The organism is Pseudomonas pudica (genome assembly GCF_015680405.1).
GTDB classification, from domain to species: domain Bacteria; phylum Pseudomonadota; class Gammaproteobacteria; order Pseudomonadales; family Pseudomonadaceae; genus Aquipseudomonas; species Aquipseudomonas pudica.
In genome coordinates this window covers 56990-78032 of sequence record NZ_JADLJS010000005.1, presented here as the reverse complement: position 1 = coordinate 78032, position 21043 = coordinate 56990, and the positions used below count along the sequence as shown (strand labels likewise).

Sequence of the window (21043 nt, the reverse complement as noted above, 5' to 3'; positions counted from 1 at the left end):
AAGGGCCGGATGCCTTGATACTGCAATCAGCCCAAGGCTGCGTTACTCGCCCCAGGCACTGACAAAACCAGCGGTTTCCAGAATAGGCGCCGTACGCGGCTCGGTCAGCGGCGTACCCACATACAGATACCCGATCAGCTCCTCGTTCGCGGCCAGCCCCAGGCCCTTGTGCACATGGGCATCGAAAGCCATGTCCCCGGTGCGCCACACTGCACCGATACCTTGGGCATGCGCCGCGATCAGGATGCCGTGTGCCGCGCAGCCCGCCGCCAGCCGCTGCTCGGACTTGGGCACTTTGAAGTGGTCCTGCAACTTGGCAATCACCACGATCAGCAACGGCGCCCGCAGGGGCATGGCGCGGGCCTTGTCCAGGGCAGCCTGGCTGGCGTCCCCCTTGTGCTGCAGCGCTTCGGCGAACAATTCACCCAGCTTCTCGCGGCCCTGGCCTTCGATGGTGAGGAAGCGCCAAGGCCGCAGCTGGCCGTGGTCCGGGGCGCGCAGAGCGGCCTGGAACAGCGCCTCGCGCTGGGCGGCATTGGGCGCCGGGTCGGTCAGGCGTGGCACGGAAACACGGTTGAGCAATGCGTCGAGAGCCTCCATCGGCTACCCTCCTGGCAGGTAAATGTGCCGCCATTCTAGCGTTTACATCACCAGACCCATAGGTAGAATGGCGCCCTTCCGTTTCGAGTCAGAGCAGATCACATGGCGTTGCCGACCTTAAGGATCATTGGTTTCATCATCGGCATCTTCCTGATTACCCTCGCCGTCAGCATGGCCGTCCCCATGGTGACCCTGGTGATCTTCGAACGCACCCGTGACATGCCGTCGTTCCTCTGGTCGAGCCTGATCACCTTCATCGCCGGCCTGGCCCTGGTGCTCCAGGGCCGCCCCGAGCATGTGCACCTGCGCCCACGCGACATGTACCTGCTGACCGTCAGCAGCTGGCTGGTGGTATGCGTGTTTGCTGCCCTGCCGTTCCTGCTGACCCAGCACATCAGCTACACCGATGCCTTCTTCGAAAGCATGTCGGGCATCACCGCCACCGGCGCCACCGTGCTCAGCGGGCTGGATAACATGTCACCGGGCATCCTGATGTGGCGTTCGATGCTGCACTGGCTCGGCGGCATCGGCTTCATCGGCATGGCGGTCGCGATCCTGCCGCTGCTGCGCATCGGTGGCATGCGCCTGTTCCAGACCGAGTCCTCCGACCGCTCGGAAAAGGTCATGCCGCGCTCGCACATGGTCGCCAAGTCGATCGTTGGGGTGTACGTCGGTTTCTCGATCCTCGGCGCGCTGGGCTTCTGGTGGGCAGGCATGAGCCCGTTCGATGCGATCAACCACGCCATGTCGGCGATTTCCACCGGCGGGTTTTCCACCTCCGACCAGTCGTTGGCCAAGTGGGATATTCCAGCCGTGCACTGGGTCGCGGTGGTGGTGATGATCCTCGGCAGCCTGCCCTTCACCCTTTACGTGGCGACCCTGCGCGGCAACCGCAAGGCACTGATCCGCGACCAGCAGGTGCAGGGTTTGCTGGGCATGCTGGTGGTCACCTGGCTGGTGCTAGGCACCTGGTACTGGGCCACCACCAACCTGCACTGGCTCGACGCCCTGCGCCACGTGGCGCTGAACGTGACTTCGGTGGTCACCACCACCGGCTTCGCCCTGGGTGACTACAGCCTGTGGGGCAACTTCTCGCTCATGCTGTTCTTCTACCTGGGTTTCGTCGGCGGCTGCTCCGGCTCGACGGCAGGTGGCATCAAGATCTTCCGCTTCCAGGTCGCCTACATCCTGCTGAAGGCCAGCCTCAACCAGCTGATCCACCCGCGCGCGGTGATCAAGCAGAAGTACAACGGTCACCGCCTCGACGAAGAAATCGTGCGCTCGATCCTGACCTTCTCGTTCTTCTTCGCCATCACCATCTGCGTCATGGCGCTGCTGCTGTCGTTGCTTGGCGTGGACTGGATGACCGCCCTGACCGGCGCTGCCGGCACGGTCTCGGGCGTGGGCCCGGGCCTGGGTGAAGTGATCGGCCCGTCGGGCAACTACGCCACACTGCCGGACGCTGCGAAGTGGATTCTCGCCAGCGGCATGCTGCTCGGCCGATTGGAAATCATCACCGTGCTAGTGTTGTGCATGCCGGCGTTCTGGCGTCACTGACCACCTCGGGCTCCGCACACAGGCGGGCGCGGTATTCACCAGGCGTGGCATGGAACCAGCGGCGGAACGCCCGATAGAAATTGCTGGGGTCGGCAAAACCCAGCAGGTAGGCGGTTTCCAGCAGGGTCATGCCTGGCTGCGCCAGGTACTGTTCGGCCAGTTCACGGCGGGTATCGTCGAGCAGGGTCTGGAAGCTGGTGCCCTCTTCCTGCAACCGCCTCTGCAAGGTGCGCTGTGACAGATGCAGGGCCTGGGCCAGGGTTTCGCGCTTGGGTTCGCCCTGCGGCAGGATGCGGCACAGTACCTGGCGCACGCGGTGGGTGACCCGGCTTTCCGAGAAGCGCGCCAGGTATTCGCCGGCAAAGCGGTCATGCAGGATGGCCATGGCTTCGTTGGCGGTAGGCAGTGGCGCCTCCATGTCGGCGCGCTCGAACACCAGCGCATCGTGCGGTGCACCGAACACCAGCGGTGCATGGAACGCCACCTTGTACGGTTCGATGTCCTTTGGCTGCGGCCCCTGCACCAGCACCCGGCGCGGTTGCACCGGCCGGCCGCTGAGCCAGCTGCACAGCGCCAGTGCGCAGGCCAGCGATGCCTCGGCACTGTGCCGGGTCGGTGGCAGATGGTCGCCGTGTACGGTCAGGATCAGCGAATAGCCCTCGGGGCCCAGGACGAAGCTGAGGTCGGAGCTCTCGGCGATGATGCGCTGGTAACGCACCAGGCGCTCGAAGCCTTCGGCCAGGGTGCGGCTGGACATCAACGCATAGCCCACCACATGGAACGACGCCGGGCGCACCACCCGTGCCATGTTCAGGCCTATGGCCTCGTTGCCCGACAGTTCCACCGCCAGTTGCCACAGCCGGGTCATGGAGTCCTGGGGGAAGCGCGCATCGGGGTCGTCGAGAGCAGCGAAATCCAGCCCCAGCTGCTTGAACATGGCCCGGCAGTCCAGCCCTTCCAGTTCGAGTGCCTTCACGATCCCTGATGCCCAGCTGGCTGACGTGGTTCTTTCGCTCATGACAGGCATTTTATGCTGACCGCTCCTGCGGTGAACCCCAAGGATATTCAATTGGCGCCTATTGTCACTGATAGGCCTCGCCAGTCACTCTAGACTCGATTCAGGCTCCACGCCGTGCATCTTGTCCAGAAGTATTAATCCCGGAGCACTGCCATGAACCGCACAGCGCATTTTCGCAGTTTTGCCGAGTTCTACCCTTACTACCTTGGCGAGCACAGCAACCCCACCTGCCGCCGCCTGCACTTCGTCGGCACCAGCCTGGTGATTGCCCTGCTGGCCTACACCATCGGCAGTGGCAAATGGTTGCTGCTGCTGGCCTTGCCTGTGTTCGGCTATGGCTTTGCCTGGGTCGGGCATTTCTTTTTCGAAAAGAACCGGCCTGCGACCTTTACCCATCCGCTGTATAGCCTGTTCGGGGATTTCGTGATGTTCAGGGATATTCTGTTGGGCAAGATCAGCCTGTAGATTTTTTGGGGCCGCTTTGCGGCCCATCGCGACGCAAGGCCGCTCCTACAAGGTCCGCATAAATTCCGGGTTCACGCGGTCGTTGTAGGAGCGGCCTTGTGTCGCGAAAGGGCTGCAACGCAGCCCTCAGGGCTCTCAAACCCTACGCCGGTTCGCGCATCGCCGCCGCGGCCTGCGCTTCACGCGCCTGCGCCTCCGCCAGCCGATAAAGCTCGATCGTGCCATCCCAATGCTCGATCAGCGCCGTGCACGACTCCACCCAATCCCCGCAATTGAGGTACTCCACCTCCCCTACCTGGCGAATCTCGGCATGGTGGATATGCCCACACACCACCCCATGAAAACCGCGGCGGGTACACTCGTGGGCAATGGCATCCTCGAAGTCGCTGATGAAGTTCACCGCGCCTTTGACCTTGTGCTTCAGGTACGCCGACAGTGACCAATAGCCGTATCCATAGCGGGCACGCCAGTGGTTGAGCCAGCGGTTGAGCACCAGGGTGAACTCGTAGGCACGGTCACCGAGGAACGCCAGCCAGCGGTGGTAACGGGTAATCACGTCGAACTGGTCGCCATGGATCACCAGCAGGCGGCGGCCATCGGCGGTCAGGTGCTCGGCTTCGTCCACCAGCTGGATGTTGCCGAGGACCAGTTTGGAGTATCGGCGCAGGAATTCGTCATGGTTGCCGGTGACATAGATCACCTCGGTGCCGCGCTTGCTCATGGTCAGCAGGCGGCGGATCACGTTGGTGTGGGCTTGAGGCCAGTAGATTCCGCCGCGCAGCTTCCAGCCATCGATGATATCGCCCACCAGGTAGATGCGGTCGGCCTGGTAGCCTTTCAGGAACCGCGACAGGTGTTCGGCCTGGCAATCGCGGGTGCCCAGATGCACATCGGAAATCCACAGGGTACGCACGCGTTGCTTGCGCGAGGCACGTGACAGTTCAGCATGGGTCATGGGCAGGCTCCGGCGCAGTTTGCTGGAGACTGGCAGCCGCGGATGACAGCGCGGTGGCAAAACCGTTACGAGTGATGGACTGCAGGGAATGAGGCACAATGCGGTTCTGCCCTGCGAGGACGACTCTCCCCATGACCGCCGGCCCGATCCTCTCGCTGCGCCATTACCGCGACAGCCTGATCGCCCACAGCCACGAACACCCGCAACTGGTGTTCGGCCTGCGCGGTCGCCTGGAGTTCGAGGTGCAGGGGCATGGCGCCGGGATCGATCGACAGGGGCTGATCGTGGTACCGGCGGGCGCCCATCACACCTGCGCCAGCGATGGCGGCAGCGATTGCCTGGTGCTGGATGTACCAGGGGACCACTGGTTGCGCGAGCAACTGGGCGAACATGCCGATGCCAGCCGCCGCCTGCTCGACCGCCCCGCCGCACTGGGTCTGGACGAGCGTCAGCAGCAATTGGTGGACTGGCTGGCGACCAGCCCCATGCACGACCCGCTGATTGCCCGGCAAGGGGCAGCGCTGCTGCTGGCCAGCCTCAACCCCACGGTGGCAGCCAGCGTCGCAGCCAGCCAGCGCCTGCCCTATGCCGCCTTCGATGCGCATATCGAGCGGCATGCCGCCTACCCGCTGCAAGTGGCTGACCTGGCGCGCATCGCCGGGTTGTCCAGTGCCCGCCTGCATGCACGCTTTACGGCGGAATGCGGGATGACGCCGATGGACTACATTCGCCAGCGGCGCTTGCTCAAGGCGCGGCGCCTGGTGGTGCAGACCTTGCTGCCGATGGGGGAGATTGCGGCGCAGGTGGGGTACAGCTCGCAGAGTGCGTTTTCGGCGGCGATGTTGCGGGCGTTCGGGTGTACGCCGTTGGCATTGCGGCGAGAGTCTGGCGACAACTGACAGCAGTCTTGCGACAGAATGCGTTCTCCTGAGCCTATACACTGAGCCTGTACCGGCCCTTTCGCGGGCACGCCCGCTCCCACAGGTACCTCACTGCTTTCGAGACTTGTGCAAAACCTGTGGGAGCGGGCGTGCCCGCGAAGAGGCCAGTACTGTCAGTAGAGATCTTGAGCAAGGACCACCCATGAACCACCGCACCGCCCTCGGGGCCCTGCACATCGGCGCGCTGTTCTTCGGCCTCACCGGCGTCTTCGGCAAACTGGCTACCAGCGCCAGCCCGGCGATAATCGTCTTCGGCCGCGCCGCCTTTGCCGTGCTCGCCCTGGCCCTGTTCGCCAGCCTGGCCGGGCCGGGCTGGCAACGCCTGAACGGCCAGGACGCCCGCCGCCTGCTGCTCGGCGGCGTGCTGCTGGCCGGGCACTGGGTCAGTTTCTTCATCGCGGTAAAGGTCGCCGGCGTGGCCATCGCCACCCTCGGCTTCGCCAGCTTCCCGGCCTTTACCGTGATCCTCGAAGGCCTGCTGTTCCGCGAACGCATCCGCCGCAACGAGGCTTTGCTGGTGTTGCTGGTAAGCATCGGCCTGGTACTGGTCACACCGGCATTCGACCTGGCCAGTGAAGCCACCGGTGGTTTGCTCTGGTCATTGCTGTCGGGGCTACTGTTCTCCCTGTTGTCACTCACCAACCGCGCCGGTTCCGGCCGCCTGCCCGCGGTGCAGGCGGCGCTCTGGCAGAATCTGGTGGTGGGCTTGTGCCTGCTGCCTTTCGCGGCGCCGGACCTGGCCGGCGTAGCCACCATGGACTGGCTGTGGATCGCCTTGCTCGGCATCTTCTGCACCGGCGTGGCGCACAGCCTGTTCGTCGCCAGCCTGTCGGTGATCAAGGCGCGCACCGCCGCCGTGGTGTTCGGCATGGAACCGGTCTACGGCATAGCCGTGGCCTGGGTGGTGTTCGCCGAAACTCCGACACTGCGCATGCTGCTGGGCGGCGCACTGATCATCTTCGCCATCGTGCTGTCCAGCCGCCTGGCGGCCGAACAACCGCCCAGGCAGCGACCATTGGCCGAGGGCGCCTGATTCAGCGGTCGTTATGGCCCAGGTCACGCTGCGGGTCGATCTGGTCGCGCACCCGCTGCTTCAGCACCTTGGCCTCGGGGAAGCCACCGTCGGCCTTGCGCTCCCAGATCTGCACGCCATTGCAGGTAATGCGGAAGATACCGCCGGTGCCGGGCTCCAGGGCCACTCGGCCAAGGTCGTCGGCAAATGTGCTGAGTAGCTCCTGGGCCAGCCAGGCGGCACGCAGCAGCCATTGGCACTGTGTGCAATACGTGATGACGATTTCCGGTTTGCTGTCGGCCATGGTGACGCATCTCCAGGTGAGGGGCCGCTTATACTAGCGGTCTTTAGCCCACGGTTTGAGACTCACGATGCGCCGTTTGCTGTTCTGTTTCCTGCTTGCCCTCACCACCCTGACGGTATTCGCCGCCGAACCGGCCAGGCCCAAGGTTGGCCTGGTGCTGTCGGGGGGCGCGGCCCGCGGCCTGGCCCACATCGGTGTGCTCAAGGCCCTGGAGGAACAGGGCGTGCGCATCGACGCCATCGCCGGCACCAGCATGGGGGCGGTGGTCGGCGGCCTGTATGCCTCTGGCTACAGTGTCGAGGAGCTGGAAAAGCTCGCCACCACCCTCGATTGGCAGCAGGCGCTGTCCGACGCTCCACCGCGCAAGGACGTGCCGTTCCGACGCAAGCAGGATGATCGCGACTTCCTGGTCAAGCAGAAGCTCAGCTTTCGCGACGACGGCAGCCTGGGCCTGCCGCTGGGGGTGATCCAGGGCCAGAACCTGGCGCTGTTGCTGGAAAGCAAGCTGGCGCACACCGCCGACACCCGCGACTTCGACAAGCTGCCTATCCCGTTCCGCGCCGTGGCCACCGACATCGCCAGTGGCGAAAAGGTGGTGTTCCGCCGCGGCCACCTGCCCCAGGTGATCCGCGCCAGCATGTCGATCCCGGCGGTGTTCGCCCCGGTCGAGCTGGACGGCCGGCTGTTGGTGGACGGCGGCATGGTCGACAACATCCCGGTGGACGTCGCCCGCGAAATGGGGGTGGACCTGGCCATCGTGGTCGACATCGGCACCCCGCTGCGTGACCGCAAGCAGCTGGCCACCGTGGTCGACGTGCTCAACCAGTCGATCACTTTGATGACCCGCCGCAACTCGGAAGAACAACTGGCCAGCCTGCACCGCGACGACATCCTCATCCAGCCACCGCTGGCTGCCTTTGGCGTTACCGATTTTGGCCGCGCCCGGGAAATGATCGAGGCTGGCTACCGCGCCACCCGCCTGCTCGACCCGCGCCTTGCCGCCCTGCGTCAGCCCGAAGGTGACAGCAGCCTGGCGGTGGCCCGTTCGCCGCGCCAGCGCACGCCGACGATCACCGCGATCAGGATCGAGAACGACTCCAAGGTCAGCGACGAGGTCATCCGCTCGTACATTCGCCAACCCATCGACGCACCGCTGGAGCTCGGCCGCCTGCAGACCGACATGGGCACGCTGTACGGCCTGGACTACTTCGACCGGGTGCAGTACCGCGTGGTGCACAAGGGCGACGACAACACTTTGGTAATCAACGCCCGTGGCCGACGCGGTGGCACCGACTACCTGCGTCTGGGCCTGAACCTGTCGGACGACCTGCGCGGCGACAGCGCCTTCAACCTGGGCGCCAGCTACCGGGTCAACGGCATCAACAGCCTCGGCGCCGAATGGCTGACCCGTGGCCAGATCGGCGACCAGCAAGAGCTCTACAGCGAGTTCTACCAGCCGCTGGACGTGGGTTCGCGCTATTTCATCGCGCCATACCTGGACTTCGGTTCGCAGAACATCGAAGCCACCCTGGACAACGACCCGGTGGCCGAGTACCGACTGGAGCGATACGGTTTTGGTCTGAACGTGGGGCGGCAGATCGGCAACAGTGGTGAGGTGCGCCTGGGCGTGGGCAAGGCCTGGGGCGAAGCCGAGGTGCGCATCGGCGACCAGGACCTGCCCAAGGTCAGTTTCAACGAAGGTTTCTACGAACTGAAGTATTCGTTCGACACCCTCGACAATGTGTACTTCCCGCACCGCGGCGAGGATATCGGCCTGACCTTGCGCAAATATGACCAGTCGCTGGATTCCGACCAGGATTACCGGCAGTGGATGTTCAACCTGGACAAGGCTATCAGCAGCGGGCCGAACACCTTCGTGCTGGGCGGGCGCTACGGGCGCACGCTGGATAATACCGAAGTGGTGACGTCGAGCTTCGTGCTGGGTGGCGCGCGGGAGCTGTCAGGCTTCCGTCAGGACTCGGTGTCGGGGCAGAACGTGAGCCTGATGCGCATGGTGTACTACCGCCGCCTGACGCCACGGGCCTACGTGCCGCTGGACTTCCCGCTGTACATCGGCGGGTCGCTGGAGCGAGGGCGTGCGTGGAACAACGACAACGAGTTCGACAGCGGGTACATCAACGCGGCGAGCATCTTCCTGGGGCTGGAGACGCCGCTGGGGCCGTTGAACTTCACTTATGGTGCCAACAGTGCACATGAGCAGGCGGTATACCTGAACCTGGGGCATACCTTCTAGGTGCCGGACACATTGTGGGAGGGGCTTTAGCCGCGAACACCGACGAAGCCGGTGCCATGCACCCCGTTGCATTGTTCGCGGGTAAACCCGCTCTCACAGGCCCTCTCAGGACTTCTCCAGGTTGGCCAGGATCTTGGCATGCACCCGCATGCACACCTGCAGCTCCGCCTCGTCCACGCCGGTGAACAGTTCAACCCGCAGTTGATTGGCAATGGTCTCGATCTGGTCGATCAGCGGCTTGGCCGGCGGGCACAGCACAATTTTCTTCGCCCGCCGGTCTTCCAGTACCGCCTGCCGGCGTACCAGCCCCTGCGCCTCCAGGCTGTCGAGCAGGCGCGCCAAGGTCGGGCCTTCTACGCCCACGCTCTGGGCCAGCTCACGCTGGGTCGGGGCATCTTCGAAACGGGCCAGGTGCAGCAACACCAGCCAGCGCGCCTGGGACAGGTTGAGCCCGGCCAGGCGGCGGTCCAACTCGGCACGCCAACCTCGGGACATCTGGGCCAGCTGCATGCCGAAGCGGTGTTGGTTGTCGGTCAGGGGCATAAGCAACTCATTGAACAGATCTAATTATTAGGCAGCTAACCATGGCCCGTCCCACGAGGCAAGGCTCGGGCCCTCTGGAATGCTCGATAATCGTCAAAAAACATGACCAAGGTCAGCAGTTGGCAGTTCTGCCTTCGACCCTGTCACCACTCACAGTTCGAACTCTGCCGCCAGTGCTGCACGCACGCAGTAAAGCACGCCCTCTGGCACCCGCCCCCCGAACTGCGGCGCTATCGTCGACACCGCTGGCAGCTCGCCCTCGCCATCGAGGAAGGCATCCTGCACTTCCATCAACAGGTCTTCCGGCAGGTCCAAGGCTTGTTCCAAGCTCAGTTCCTGTCGGCCCAGCGCCTCGGCCAACAGGCTGTAGACGTTCTTCTCGCTGCAGTTGAGCTGCCCGGCGATCTGTGCCGGGGTCATGCCAGCGCGGGCAAGGCTGACCAGTTCGTGACGCAGGTCGAGCACCACTTTCGGTGCTTCTTCGGTGCCGCCGCTGTTGTTCAGCACCTCGAGGAAGGCCTGGCCATAGCGCTCCAGCTTGCGCGCGCCCACGCCGCTGACCTGGGCCATGTCGCTGAGGCTGACCGGCTGGCTGCGCAACATCTCCAGCAGCGTCGAGTCGGGGAAGATGACGTAGGGCGGCACACTGTGCTCCTCGGCCAGCTTGCGGCGCAGGGTACGCAGTGCTTCCCACAGTTCGCGCTCTTCGGCACGCACCAGCTGGCTGGCCGGGCTGCCGCCACTGGACGACGTTCTGGCGGTGGTCTGCGGCTTGAGGTCACGGCGCAACTGCAAGGTCACCTCGCCACGCAGCAGCGGCCGGCAGTTGTCGGACAGGCGCAGGCCGCCGTAGCCTTCCAGGTCGATGTCGACCAGGCCGCGCGCCACCAACTGACGGAACAGCGAACGCCACTCGACTTCGGCCAGCCCCTTGCCGACGCCAAACACCGAGAGTTTCTCGTGGCCGAAATTGCGCACCTTCTCGGTGTCCTTGCCCAGAAGCACATCAACCAGGTGACCGACACCATAGCGCTGGCCGGTGCGGAACACCGCCGACAGCGCCTGGCGGGCCGGCTCGGTGGCGTCCCAGGTCTGCACCTGGTCGACACAGTTGTCACAGTGCCCGCAGGGTTGCTCGAGGATTTCGTCGAAATAGGCCAGCAGCGACTGACGGCGGCAGCGTGTCTCTTCGCACAGGGCCAGCATGGCGTCGAGCTTGTGCTGTTCGATGCGCTTGTGACGCTCGTCACCTTCAGAGTTCTGCAGCATCTGCTTGAGCATCACCATGTCCTGCAGCCCGTAGGCCATCCAGGCATCGGACGGCAGCCCGTCGCGGCCGGCACGGCCGGTCTCCTGGTAATACGCCTCTAGCGACTTGGGCAGGTCAAGGTGGGCGACAAAGCGCACGTTGGGCTTGTCGATACCCATGCCGAAGGCGATGGTGGCGACCATGATCAGCCCTTCCTCGTTGAGGAAGCGGTGCTGGTTGGCCGCACGCGTCTCGGCAGCCAGGCCGGCGTGATACGGCAGCGCCGGGAAACCCTGGTCACAGAGGAAGGCGGCGGTTTCGTCAACCTTCTTGCGTGACAGGCAATAGACGATGCCGGCGTTGCCGCGGCGCTCGCCGAGGAAGGCCATCAGCTGCTTGCGTGGCGCCTCCTTGGGTACGATGCGGTAGAAGATATTGGGCCGGTCGAAACTCGACAGGAAGCGCTCGGCGCCCTGCAGGTGCAGGCGCTGGACGATCTCTTCGCGGGTGCGCATGTCGGCGGTGGCGGTCAGCGCGATGCGCGGCACATGCGGGAACAGCTCGGCCAACTGGCCCAGTTGCAGGTATTCGGGACGGAAATCGTGGCCCCATTGCGACACGCAGTGGGCCTCGTCGATGGCGAACAGCGAGATATCCAGGTCACGCAGGAAGTCGAGCATGCGCGGCTGCACCAGGCGCTCCGGTGCCAGGTACAGCATCTTCACTTCGCCACGGCGCAGGCGCCCGGCCAGGTCACGCTGCTGTTCCGGGGTCAGCGTGGAGTTCAGCGCGGCGGCCGGCACCCCCAGTTCGTCGAGCGTGGCGACCTGGTCGTCCATCAGCGCGATCAATGGCGAAACCACCACCGTCAGGCCCGGGCGCAGCAACCCCGGCACCTGGAAACACAACGACTTGCCGCCACCGGTGGGCATCAGAACCAAGGCATCGCCGCCATTGGCCACGCAGTCGATGATCGCTGCCTGGCGCCCGCGGAAACTGTCGTAGCCGAAGACGTCCTTGAGAACGCGCTGAGCCTGTTCGAGCATGTGCAACTCCACAAATCGCCGTACCATCCCGGATACAGGCTGGACGAAAAACCCGCCCCGCACACGCCGAATGCGTAAGCGGTTTTTGCCAGGCAGCCAGTAATACCTGCCCCTGGATGAAAAATCGCGGAGTATACCGCAGCACTGCCTCGCGCAGGGCACCACGGCGATAGACGTTCCCTTTGCCCCGCTGCCGTCGCAAGGTGCTAGAATTCGTTATCGTTTATTCCCCAAGGTAGCCCTGTAATGTCCTTCGCCGAGCAACTGACCCGCCTGCAAGCCTTCCTCGACGCCGACGAGCTGCACGAGGAAGCGCTGGACTATGTCGCCGCCCACGGCTACCTCACCGCCCTTTCGATCAATGCCGAGGAAGTGCCCGAGCGCGAGTGGATCGATGCCCTGTTCGCTGAAGAGCCGCACTACGCCAGCGACGCTCAGCGCACCGAGATCGAGGCTACCCTGGTGGCGCTGAAAGCGCACATCGCCCGCCAGCTGGCCAGCGACGACGAGTTCGAGCTGCCATGCGACCTCGACCTGACCGACGAGCCGGACGATTCCGACCTGCGCGGCTGGTGCATCGGCTTCATGGAAGGCGTATTCCTGCGTGAAGAGGCCTGGTTCGAGAACGCCGAGGAAGAAGTCAGCGAAATGTTGCTGCCGATCATGGTCGGCTCGGGCCTGTTCGACGAGCAGCCGGAGTTCGCCGACATTGCCAGCAACGCCAACTTGCAGGACGACATGATCGTACAGATCCCCGAAGCGCTGACGGCGCTGTTCCTGCTGCTGCATGCCCCTGACGAAAAGCCGGCGCTGCTCAAGCCACGCCACCACTAAGTCGCCTGTGCGCTACCTGCTGCTGGCCATTGGCTGGCTCAGCGTTGCATTGGGGGTGTTGGGGATATTCCTGCCGGTATTGCCCACCACCCCGTTCCTGCTATTGGCGGCCGCCTGCTTTGCCCGCAGCTCGCCGCGCTTTCATCACTGGCTGGTCCATCACCCGAAGCTCGGGCCATGGATCCGTGACTACCTAAGTGGTGAAGGCATCCCCCTCAAGGGCAAGGTCTACGCCATCGGCCTGATGTGGGCCAGCATCGGCCTGTCCTGCTATCTGGTGCCCCTGTTCTGGGCGCGCACCTTCATGCTGATCAGCGCCGTCCTGGTAAGCCTGTACATCCTCAGCCAGAAAACCCTGCACAAGCCAAAGTGACAATATTCTGTCGCCAAATATCAATTTTGCCTAACGTTCATTCTCCTTATTTGGAATGATTCTGGAACTCCTTGAAGCCCGCGCATTCATTGGCTTTCATGGATTTTTCCGCTGCCATTCCCTGGATACTTCTGTTCGCCAATTAGACAATTTATATATTATATGGCGATTTGATATGAATAAATCTTCTTATATATCGCGTTGAATGTACTTAGCTGTGTTATTAAAAACCTGCAACACTATATGCAATAACTTTATCGTCATTTTTTTGGCGAGCAGCAGGATCAATTTCAGGATCAGGGAGATGTACCATGCGCGTTTTGAACCCCATCACCAGTGCATTACTGTTGGCCCTGGCGAGTGCCAACGTACAGGCGATGTCGATCACCGAGGCTGTCCAGAGCGCCGTGGACTACCACCCACAGGTCAGCTCCAACCGCAACAGCAAGCTGTCGGCCGATGAGGATGTGAAGTTCGCGCGTGGTGGCTACTACCCTTCCGTGGATCTGGTTGCCGGCTATGGCCGCCAGCGTTCGGACAACACCTCGACTCGTGCCGAGGGCAACCACAACAAGGAAACCCTCAACTACACCCAGTCCGAGCTGCGCCTGCGGCAGATGATCTTCGACGGCTTCAACACCTCGAATGAAGTGGGCCGCACCGAAGCGGTCTCCACCTCCCGCGCCTACTACACCCAGGCCGTTGCCCAGGATGTCGCCCTGCGTGCAGTCGAGGTGTACCTGGAAGTGCTCAAGCGCCGTGAACTGGTGACCCTGGCCAGGAACAACCTGCAAGCCCACCTGCGAGTCAACGACCAGATCGGCCTGCGCAACGAGCGCGGCGTCGGCAGCACCGCCGACCTTGACCAGTCCCGCGCACGTCGCGCCCTGGCAGAAAACAACCTGGACACCGCCGAAGTCGACCTGGCCGATGCCGAGGCCAACTTCTTCAGCGTCGTCGGCCGCATGCCGGACGAGCTGGAAAGCCCGCAGTCGATCAAGGTGGAAATGCCGGCCGACCTCGAACAGGCGCGTGAAGGCATGCGCCAGAACAACCCTTATATCAAGTCGGCCCAGGCCGATGTGAATGCCGCCGAGAAGCAGTACGAAGTGGCCAAGTCCACCTTCTATCCTCGCTTCGATGCCATTCTGGCCACAGGTGCCAACAACAACACCGGCGGCGAGAAAGGTCATAACAACAACGACTGGCAAGCCGGCGTCGAAATGAACTACAACCTGTTCCGCGGCGGCAGTGACAAAGCTCGCCTGAACTCCGACGCGCACAAGGTCAACCAGGCCCTGGACATCCGCAACAACGCCCTGCGTGAACTGACCGAAAACCTGAGCCTGGCGTGGAACGCCATGAACAACGCCAGCAAGCAGCTGCCGACTGCGCGTGAATACGCCGAGACCACCAAGCGCGTGCGTGCCGCCTACCAGGACCAGTTCGGCCTGGGCCAACGTACCCTGCTCGACGTGCTCGACAGTGAAAACGAGCTGTACAACGCCGACCGCCGCTACACCGAGGTGCGTTATACAGAGGAGTTCTCGCGCTACCGCGTGCTGGCAACCATGGGCGAGCTGCTGAGCAAGCAGCGTATTTCGCTGCCGCCGGAAGCGCTGGCTACCACCGAAGTACGCACCGAGGCGCGTTTGCCTGATATGCGTTGATCGGGTTCGAGATAGCCGGGGCCGCTTTGCGGCCCCCTGCCCTCACTCGCTACCATGGTTACGCTGGAACGTCTCCAAACCCATGGCCCTGATCTGCCCCTCGATCAACGCCTCGAACGGTGCCAGCAGCGCATCGAAACAGGCAGGCTGCTCCAACGCGTTCAGCGCTCCCACCACCGCCTCGATAGTCGATAACGCACCCGCCTCCGGCGCCTTGCGCAAGCGGTAGCGTGAAGGCGCGACAGCCCCCAGCGTCACCCGCGGCAACGCCTCCAGCAATGGGTTCAGGTACAGCAGTTTGCGCGCCTTGCGCCAAGTGCCGTCAGGCACGATCAACAGCAATGGTTGGACTTCCGTTTCTCCATAGGCCACCAACTCCTGCGCGTCGTCACCCGGGAACAGCAGGGCTGGCCGGTAACCGGGGGTCGCCAGCAATTCGTTGAGGTCATCGAATACCTCACCTACCCGCAACTCGGCGTTGTTCAGGCCAAGGGCGGCCAGGCGGGCGGTATTAAGGGCATGGGCAGTTTCACTGGGGTGCTGCAGCAGGATGACGCGGGTGCGGCTGTCGAGCGCGGGGATCAGTGGGCAGAGGCAATGGTCGAGCGGGCGCTGGCAGCGCTCGCAGCGGGGTCTGGGCATGGGGTTCTCCTTGGCGGGAACAGTTTGCCACAGAACCGGGGCCCGCTTTGCGGGCCTTTCGCCGGCAAGCCAGCTCCCACAGGATCACCACAGGCCTGGGCCTTGTGCAATACCTGGGAGCTGGCTTGCCGGCGAAAGGGCCGCAAAGCGGCCCCGGCAATCTCAACGATTGAACCGCTCCGCCAGGCTATGCAGGTACTCCGCCATGCGCTCCAGGTCCTGACTGATTTCCGCGCCCTGCCTGGCCTGCCCGGCACTCTGGTCACACAGGTGGGCTATCCGCACGATCTGCTGGTTGATGTCCTCGGCCACATGGCTCTGCTGCTCCGACGCCGTCGCCATCTGCTGGCTCATGCCGGTGATACGGCTGACCGCCTGGGCAATCCCGCTCAACGCTGCCTGCACCGCCTCGACACTGTGCACGCTGTCCCGCGAGATCTGCTCGCCGCGGCTGGCGGTGCTCACCGCACGCTCTGCCCCGGCGCGCAACGAGGCGATGATCTGATGAATCTCTTCGGTCGAGGCACGGGTGCGCTGGGCCAGCGAACGCACCTCATCCGCCACCACGGCAAACCCGCGCCCCTGTTCGCCGGCACGCGCCGCCTCGATGGCCGCGTTGAGCGCCAGCAGGTTGGTCTGCTCGGCGATCGAGGAAATCACATCGACCACGCTGCCGATCGACTGGGTCTGCTCGGCCAGGGCATTGACGGCCTGGCCGATGTCGCTGACCGCATTGCTCATGCTGCCCATGGCTTGCAGGCTCTGCATCGCCAGTTCGCTACCCTGTTGCGCCAGCTGGTCGGCATCGCCCGCTGCGTGCGCCGTGCTCTGCACGTTATGGGTAACCTGCTGGATGGTCGCCGCCATCTGCGCGATCGCGGCGGCGGACTGGTCGGTCTCGTTGCGCTGGCGGTCGAGCATCTGTGCCTGGGCACCGGACAAGTCGGACGACTGCGCCGCCCGAGACTTCACCCCGACCCCGGCATCCACCAGGCGGGTCAAGGCCGTTTGCAGGCGTGCTTCCTCGCTGATGATGGCAAGGTCCAACTGGCCTTGCAGGCCTGGGTTATCGCTGTAGGTCAGTGCCACCAGCGGGCTGGTGAAGGCCTTGGGATGCTCGGCCAGCGTGCGGCGGATGGCTTGGTTCTGCCGGTGCTCGACCAGATACCAGGCCAGCAGCAGGCTGGCCATCAGCACCCCGAGCGCCGCGTAAGGCGGTAGCCACAGGTAGGCCGCCGCCGACAGCAGGCCCGCACCGATCAATGGCCAACCATGGCCCAGGCCATGCCCCAACCGGGCCGCCCACGGCACCGGCGCGCGGCCGGCCCGCAAGCGCGCGTACAACACCTCGGCGCGGCGGATCTGCTCGCGGGTGGGCACCGAGCGCACCGACTCGTAGCCACTGATGCGGCCCTGTTCGTAGACGGCCGTGACATAGGCGCTGACCCAATAGTAATCGCCGTTCTTTGCTCGGTTCTTGACTACGCCCATCCACGGTTTGCCTTGCTTGATGGTTTCCCACATGTGGCCGAACACGGCCGGCGGCATGTCCGGATGGCGCACCAGGTTGTGGGGTTGGCCGACCAGCTCGTCATAGGTGAACCCGCTGATCGCCACGAAAGCGTCGTTGCAATAGGTGATGCGGCTGTTGAGATCGGTGGTGGAAATCAGGCGTTGATCGTTGGGAAAGGTTCTTTCGTGCTCAGTGACGGGCAAATTCATGCGCATCTTGGGCAATCCTTGCAGGATGAAAGGGAGGTAGACAGCAGCACACGCTGATTTGATATATAGCAGGACGCCATTATGTTGTCGGTCAGCGGCACCAACAAATTTGACGGGTGCCGACGAAATACAGCATGTACCGCGCTTCAGCCCACGTTGAGCTGGCTTTTCAGCAGGTCGCGGAAGGTCTGGATCAGCGGTTCGCGGCTGCGCCCGCGGCGAATGATCAGCGAAAACGGTGCCTGATAGCCGAAAGTGGACGGCGACAGCACGCGCAGGTCGCCCTTGTCGACCCAGGCTTGGGCATAGTGCTCGGGCAGGTAGCCGATGTAGGCCCCGGAGAGAATCAGGATCAACTGCGCCTCCATGCTCTCCACCGTCGCCGCGCTGTGCTTGAAGCCATGCCGGGCCAGTTCGGCCTGGCTCCAGTAGCCACGCCCGACCATGCGCTGCTGGGTCACCACCTGCTCGGGGATGCGCCGTTCGGCATACAAGGGGTGGCGGCTGCTGCAGTACAGCCAGTGCTGCTCACGGTACAGCGGCTGGTAGAGCAGCCCGCTCATGCGCGAGGAAAACGCCCCGATCGCCAAGTCCAGGCGGTTGTCCTGCACGCCCAGTTGCAGCTCGTAAGGGCTGGACACCGACAAGTGCAGATGCACCGCCGGGTGTTCCTGGCTATAGGCGCCGATGGCTTCGGCCAGCGGCAAGGCCCGATCACCTACCGTGGAGTCGATCACCCCCAGATTGAGCGTGCCGCGCAACTCGCCCTTGAGGGCAGCGGCGTACTGCTCGAAACCGTCCAGCTCGGCCAGCAGACGCAGGGTTTCCTGGTGAAACAGCTCGCCCTTGCTGGTCAGGCTGAACCCGCCACGGCCGCGGTGGCACAGCACGATCCCCAGGGCGCCTTCCAGCTGGCTCATGTAGGTGCTGATGGCCGAAGTCGACAGGTTGAGGTCGCGCTGGGCATTGGCAAAGCCCTGGTGGCGCACAACGCTGACAAAGATGCGCAGCAGTTTCAGGTCAGGCAAGGTCGAGGCCATGGTGCAACGGTTCCGCAAGGGTATTTGCGCGCAGTCTAACCGCTCTGCCGCCTTTAGTTCAGAAATTCCTGAAGTAAGTATTTGCCGGTAGCGATTTTTCCCCGGCACTACCTTCAGCAGACTTGGCCGAAATGTCCCTGCCCGCCAGCAAGACCACACCTGGAAGGCGCGCGGCGGCAACAGGTTCGAACAAACAGAACAATCGACCGACTGATGAGGCCCACCGTGGACAAGATCCTCCACCAACCACTGGGCGGCAACGAAATGCCGCGTTTCGGCGGCATCGCCACCATGCTCCGTCTCCCCCACCTGCAAAGTGCCCAAGGCCTGGACGCCGCCTTCATCGGCGTGCCGCTGGACATTGGTACCTCGCTGCGCTCCGGCACCCGCTTCGGCCCGCGGCAGATCCGCGCCGAATCGGTGATGATCCGCCCGTACAACATGGCCACCGGGGCTGCACCGTTCGACTCGCTGTCGGTGGCCGACATCGGTGACGTGGCGATCAACACCTTCAATCTGCTGGACGCCGTGCGCATCATCGAAGAAGCGTACGACGAGGTCCTAGAGCACAACATCATCCCGCTGACCCTGGGTGGGGACCACACCATCACCCTGCCGATCCTGCGCGCGCTGCACAAGAAACACGGCAAGATCGGCCTGGTGCACATCGATGCCCATGCCGACGTCAACGACCACATGTTCGGCGAGAAGATCGCCCACGGCACCACCTTCCGCCGCGCCGTGGAAGAAGGCCTGCTCGATTGCGAGCGCGTGGTGCAGATCGGCCTGCGCGCCCAAGGCTACACCGCCGATGACTTCAACTGGAGCCGCCGCCAGGGCTTCCGTGTGGTCCAGGCCGAAGAGTGCTGGCACAAGTCGCTGGAACCGCTGATGGCCGAGGTGCGCGAAAAGGTCGGCGGTGGCCCGGTATACCTGTCGTTCGACATCGACGGCATCGACCCGGCCTGGGCGCCTGGCACCGGCACCCCGGAAATCGGCGGCTTGACCACCATCCAGGCGATGGAGATCATTCGCGGCTGCCACGGCCTGGACCTGATCGGCTGTGACCTCGTCGAAGTCTCCCCGCCTTACGACACCACCGGCAACACCTCGCTGCTCGGTGCCAACCTGCTGTTCGAGATGCTCTGCGTGCTACCGGGCGTAGTGCGTCGTTAATACCGCTACACCCCGGCAGGAGCCATGAGGGAGGGCCACAGAGGCCCGCCAACAACACGACAAGACCGCCGGGCGCCTTGAACCCGCCCGCGTGGTCGATCTCGCCATAATAAAGATAATCGGGAGACCCCCAATGGCCTTGGACATCATTGTTGTAATGATCTACACCGCCGGCATGCTCGGGCTTGGCTGGTATGGCATGCGGCGCGCGAAAACCCATGAGGACTACCTGGTGGCCGGGCGCAATCTCGGCCCGGTCCTGTACATGGGCACCATGGCCACCACCGTGCTCGGTGGCGCGTCCACCGTCGGCACAGTACGCCTGGGCTACGTCCACGGCATCTCCGGCTTCTGGCTGTGCGCAGCCCTGGGCCTGGGCATCATCGCCCTCAACCTGTTCCTCGCCAAACCTTTGCTGCGCCTGCGCATCTTCACCGTGACCCAGGTGCTGGAGCAGCGCTACAACCCCGCTGCACGCCAGGCCAGCGCCGTGATCATGCTGGCCTATGCATTGATGATCGGCGTCACCTCGACCCTGGCCATGGCCACCGTACTGCAGGTGCTGCTCGACCTTCCGTTCTGGGCTTCGCTGCTGTTGGGTGGTGGCGTGGTGGTGCTGTACTCGACCATTGGCGGCATGTGGTCGCTGACCCTGACCGACATCGTCCAGTTCGTGATCAAGACTGTCGGCCTGATGTTCATCCTGCTGCCAGTGTGCCTGTACAAAGCCGGTGGCTGGGACACCCTGGTGGCCAAGCTGCCATCGGCCAGCTTCCAGCTGACCACCATTGGCTGGGACACCATCATCACCTACTTCCTGATCTACTTCTTCGGCATCCTCATCGGCCAGGACATCTGGCAGCGGGTATTCACTGCCCGTGACGAGAAGGTCTGCCAGCGCGCTGGCACCACCGCTGGTGTGTACTGCGTACTGTACGGTCTGGCCTGCGCCACGATCGGCATGGCTGCGCACGTGCTGATGCCCGACCTGGCCAACCCGAACAATGCCTTTGCCGAGATGATCAAGACCACCCTGCCCGACGGCATCCGTGGCCTGCTGATGGCAGCGGCGCTGGCCGCCATGATGTCCACCGCCAGCGCCGGCCTGCTGGCTGCGTCGACCACCCTGACCGAAGACTTGCTGCCCAAGCTGCGTGGCGGCAAGGCGTCGAGCCTGGGCGTAAGCCGCCTGTTCACCCTGCTCACCGGTCTGGTGGTGCTGGGCATCGCCCTGGTGGTGAACGATGTGATCAATGCCCTGACCCTGGCCTACAACCTGCTGGTCGGTGGCATGCTGATCCCGCTGATCGGGGCGATCTTCTGGAAGCGCGCTACCACCGCCGGGGCCATCGCCAGCATGTCGCTGGGCTTTGCCACCGCGCTGCTGTTCATGTTCAAGGATGGGCTGGAAGCCAATACGCCGATCTACTACAGCCTGGCGGTTGGTCTGGTGAGCTTTGTGGTGGTCAGCCTGATGTCACGTAAATCGGTGGCGGCGGTGAAGCTGGCCTGACCTTCAGCCTGAACTGGCCTCTTCGCGGGCTCGCCCGCTCCCACAGGGATACCACAAGCCTTGAAATTCATGGGGTACCTGTGGGAGCGGGCAAGCCCGCGAAGAGGCCGGTACAGGCAACACACAACT

Annotated in this window: 19 protein-coding genes; 10 read left to right on the top strand and 9 right to left on the bottom strand. The window is 63.7% G+C overall.

Annotated features, from left to right (window positions below; translation table 11 throughout):
- Positions 1–42: 42 nt before the first annotated feature.
- The gene (locus tag IRZ77_RS05665) at positions 43–600 is read right to left on the bottom strand and encodes a nitroreductase family protein (protein ID WP_085602242.1); all 558 of its coding nucleotides are present in this window, start codon (positions 598–600) and stop codon (positions 43–45) included.
- 102 nt (positions 601–702) lie between these two features.
- On the opposite strand from IRZ77_RS05665, the gene IRZ77_RS05660 reads away from it, so the two are divergent.
- The gene (locus tag IRZ77_RS05660) at positions 703–2157 is read left to right on the top strand and encodes a TrkH family potassium uptake protein (protein ID WP_046614647.1); all 1455 of its coding nucleotides are present in this window, start codon (positions 703–705) and stop codon (positions 2155–2157) included.
- Here the strand turns inward: IRZ77_RS05660 and IRZ77_RS05655 are convergent.
- Positions 2114–3175, bottom strand: a complete 1062-nt coding sequence (locus tag IRZ77_RS05655; protein ID WP_108481263.1) for an AraC family transcriptional regulator — start codon at positions 3173–3175, stop codon at positions 2114–2116. The two genes, IRZ77_RS05660 and IRZ77_RS05655, sit on opposite strands and share 44 nt — an antisense overlap.
- Before the next feature lie 153 nt (positions 3176–3328).
- Between IRZ77_RS05655 and IRZ77_RS05650 the strand changes: the two genes are divergently transcribed.
- Positions 3329–3640 (top strand): DUF962 domain-containing protein, encoded by a 312-nt coding sequence (locus IRZ77_RS05650; RefSeq protein WP_046614649.1) that lies wholly within the window; start codon positions 3329–3331, stop codon positions 3638–3640.
- Between the two features lie 142 nt (positions 3641–3782).
- On the opposite strand, the gene IRZ77_RS05645 is transcribed toward IRZ77_RS05650, so the two are convergent.
- Entirely contained in the window at positions 3783–4595 is an 813-nt protein-coding gene (locus tag IRZ77_RS05645) for a UDP-2,3-diacylglucosamine diphosphatase (RefSeq protein ID WP_085602243.1), read from the bottom strand.
- Positions 4596–4726: 131 nt separating this feature from the next.
- On the opposite strand from IRZ77_RS05645, the gene IRZ77_RS05640 reads away from it, so the two are divergent.
- Both IRZ77_RS05640 and IRZ77_RS05635 read left to right on the top strand, forming a co-directional pair.
- On the top strand, positions 4727–5494 hold the full coding sequence (locus IRZ77_RS05640; protein ID WP_046614651.1) for a helix-turn-helix transcriptional regulator: 768 nt from the start codon (positions 4727–4729) through the stop codon (positions 5492–5494).
- A 184-nt stretch (positions 5495–5678) separates the two neighbouring features.
- A complete protein-coding gene (locus tag IRZ77_RS05635) occupies positions 5679–6569 on the top strand; it encodes a DMT family transporter (RefSeq protein ID WP_108481266.1) in 891 nt (296 codons plus the stop codon).
- A gap of 1 nt (position 6570) precedes the next feature.
- Here the strand turns inward: IRZ77_RS05635 and IRZ77_RS05630 are convergent, their stop codons facing one another.
- Entirely contained in the window at positions 6571–6852 is a 282-nt protein-coding gene (locus IRZ77_RS05630) for a SelT/SelW/SelH family protein (protein ID WP_003259082.1), read from the bottom strand.
- A 67-nt stretch (positions 6853–6919) separates the two neighbouring features.
- On the opposite strand from IRZ77_RS05630, the gene IRZ77_RS05625 reads away from it, so the two are divergent.
- On the top strand, positions 6920–9106 hold the full coding sequence (locus IRZ77_RS05625; RefSeq protein ID WP_108481267.1) for a patatin-like phospholipase family protein: 2187 nt from the start codon (positions 6920–6922) through the stop codon (positions 9104–9106).
- Positions 9107–9211: 105 nt separating this feature from the next.
- On the opposite strand, the gene IRZ77_RS05620 is transcribed toward IRZ77_RS05625, so the two are convergent.
- Both IRZ77_RS05620 and recQ read right to left on the bottom strand, forming a co-directional pair.
- The gene (locus tag IRZ77_RS05620; RefSeq protein ID WP_046614656.1) at positions 9212–9649 is read right to left on the bottom strand and encodes a MarR family transcriptional regulator; all 438 of its coding nucleotides are present in this window, start codon (positions 9647–9649) and stop codon (positions 9212–9214) included.
- A gap of 150 nt (positions 9650–9799) precedes the next feature.
- The gene (recQ, locus tag IRZ77_RS05615; protein ID WP_108481268.1) at positions 9800–11944 is read right to left on the bottom strand and encodes a DNA helicase RecQ; all 2145 of its coding nucleotides are present in this window, start codon (positions 11942–11944) and stop codon (positions 9800–9802) included.
- A gap of 246 nt (positions 11945–12190) precedes the next feature.
- On the opposite strand from recQ, the gene IRZ77_RS05610 reads away from it, so the two are divergent.
- The 3 genes from IRZ77_RS05610 (at position 12191) to IRZ77_RS05600 (ending at position 14821) form a co-directional block, all read left to right on the top strand.
- Positions 12191–12778 carry a YecA/YgfB family protein gene (locus IRZ77_RS05610; protein WP_025340148.1) on the top strand — a complete coding sequence of 196 codons (588 nt, stop codon included), beginning with the start codon at positions 12191–12193 and terminating at the stop codon, positions 12776–12778.
- A gap of 7 nt (positions 12779–12785) precedes the next feature.
- Positions 12786–13151, top strand: coding sequence for a YbaN family protein (locus IRZ77_RS05605; RefSeq protein ID WP_046614658.1), 366 nt, complete (start codon positions 12786–12788; stop codon positions 13149–13151).
- Positions 13152–13462: 311 nt separating this feature from the next.
- The gene (locus IRZ77_RS05600; protein ID WP_046614659.1) at positions 13463–14821 is read left to right on the top strand and encodes a TolC family outer membrane protein; all 1359 of its coding nucleotides are present in this window, start codon (positions 13463–13465) and stop codon (positions 14819–14821) included.
- A 42-nt stretch (positions 14822–14863) separates the two neighbouring features.
- Here IRZ77_RS05600 and IRZ77_RS05595 read toward each other — a convergent pair whose 3' ends face one another.
- The 3 genes from IRZ77_RS05595 to IRZ77_RS05585 all read right to left on the bottom strand — a co-directional run bounded on the left by IRZ77_RS05595 (position 14864) and on the right by IRZ77_RS05585 (position 18225).
- Positions 14864–15463, bottom strand: coding sequence for a tRNA-uridine aminocarboxypropyltransferase (locus tag IRZ77_RS05595; RefSeq protein ID WP_108481269.1), 600 nt, complete (start codon positions 15461–15463; stop codon positions 14864–14866).
- Between the two features lie 162 nt (positions 15464–15625).
- Positions 15626–17191, bottom strand: a complete 1566-nt coding sequence (locus IRZ77_RS05590; RefSeq protein ID WP_085602123.1) for a methyl-accepting chemotaxis protein — start codon at positions 17189–17191, stop codon at positions 15626–15628.
- Positions 17192–17331: 140 nt separating this feature from the next.
- Positions 17332–18225: a LysR family transcriptional regulator gene (locus IRZ77_RS05585; RefSeq protein ID WP_046614662.1), complete on the bottom strand. Its 894-nt coding sequence runs from the start codon at positions 18223–18225 to the stop codon at positions 17332–17334.
- Between the two features lie 225 nt (positions 18226–18450).
- Here IRZ77_RS05585 and speB point away from each other — a divergent pair, with 225 nt between their 5' ends.
- Together speB and IRZ77_RS05575 are read left to right on the top strand one after the other, a co-directional pair.
- Entirely contained in the window at positions 18451–19401 is a 951-nt protein-coding gene (gene speB / locus IRZ77_RS05580) for an agmatinase (RefSeq protein WP_025340154.1), read from the top strand.
- A gap of 133 nt (positions 19402–19534) precedes the next feature.
- Positions 19535–20914: a sodium:solute symporter gene (locus IRZ77_RS05575; protein ID WP_046614663.1), complete on the top strand. Its 1380-nt coding sequence runs from the start codon at positions 19535–19537 to the stop codon at positions 20912–20914.
- Positions 20915–21043: the final 129 nt, after the last annotated feature.

Excerpts from the sequence above, each read along its gene's own strand:
- IRZ77_RS05665 (WP_085602242.1), bottom strand. The coding sequence starts at position 600 with ATGGAGGCTCTCGACGCATTGCTCAACCGTGTTTCCGTGCCACGCCTG.
- IRZ77_RS05660 (WP_046614647.1), top strand. The coding sequence starts at position 703 with ATGGCGTTGCCGACCTTAAGGATCATTGGTTTCATCATCGGCATCTTC.
- IRZ77_RS05655 (WP_108481263.1), bottom strand. The coding sequence starts at position 3,175 with ATGAGCGAAAGAACCACGTCAGCCAGCTGGGCATCAGGGATCGTGAAG.
- IRZ77_RS05650 (WP_046614649.1), top strand. The coding sequence starts at position 3,329 with ATGAACCGCACAGCGCATTTTCGCAGTTTTGCCGAGTTCTACCCTTAC.
- IRZ77_RS05645 (WP_085602243.1), bottom strand. The coding sequence starts at position 4,595 with ATGACCCATGCTGAACTGTCACGTGCCTCGCGCAAGCAACGCGTGCGT.
- IRZ77_RS05640 (WP_046614651.1), top strand. The coding sequence starts at position 4,727 with ATGACCGCCGGCCCGATCCTCTCGCTGCGCCATTACCGCGACAGCCTG.
- IRZ77_RS05635 (WP_108481266.1), top strand. The coding sequence starts at position 5,679 with ATGAACCACCGCACCGCCCTCGGGGCCCTGCACATCGGCGCGCTGTTC.
- IRZ77_RS05630 (WP_003259082.1), bottom strand. The coding sequence starts at position 6,852 with ATGGCCGACAGCAAACCGGAAATCGTCATCACGTATTGCACACAGTGC.
- IRZ77_RS05625 (WP_108481267.1), top strand. The coding sequence starts at position 6,920 with ATGCGCCGTTTGCTGTTCTGTTTCCTGCTTGCCCTCACCACCCTGACG.
- IRZ77_RS05620 (WP_046614656.1), bottom strand. The coding sequence starts at position 9,649 with ATGCCCCTGACCGACAACCAACACCGCTTCGGCATGCAGCTGGCCCAG.
- recQ (WP_108481268.1), bottom strand. The coding sequence starts at position 11,944 with ATGCTCGAACAGGCTCAGCGCGTTCTCAAGGACGTCTTCGGCTACGAC.
- IRZ77_RS05610 (WP_025340148.1), top strand. The coding sequence starts at position 12,191 with ATGTCCTTCGCCGAGCAACTGACCCGCCTGCAAGCCTTCCTCGACGCC.
- IRZ77_RS05600 (WP_046614659.1), top strand. The coding sequence starts at position 13,463 with ATGCGCGTTTTGAACCCCATCACCAGTGCATTACTGTTGGCCCTGGCG.
- IRZ77_RS05595 (WP_108481269.1), bottom strand. The coding sequence starts at position 15,463 with ATGCCCAGACCCCGCTGCGAGCGCTGCCAGCGCCCGCTCGACCATTGC.
- IRZ77_RS05590 (WP_085602123.1), bottom strand. The coding sequence starts at position 17,191 with ATGCGCATGAATTTGCCCGTCACTGAGCACGAAAGAACCTTTCCCAAC.
- IRZ77_RS05585 (WP_046614662.1), bottom strand. The coding sequence starts at position 18,225 with ATGGCCTCGACCTTGCCTGACCTGAAACTGCTGCGCATCTTTGTCAGC.
- IRZ77_RS05575 (WP_046614663.1), top strand. The coding sequence starts at position 19,535 with ATGGCCTTGGACATCATTGTTGTAATGATCTACACCGCCGGCATGCTC.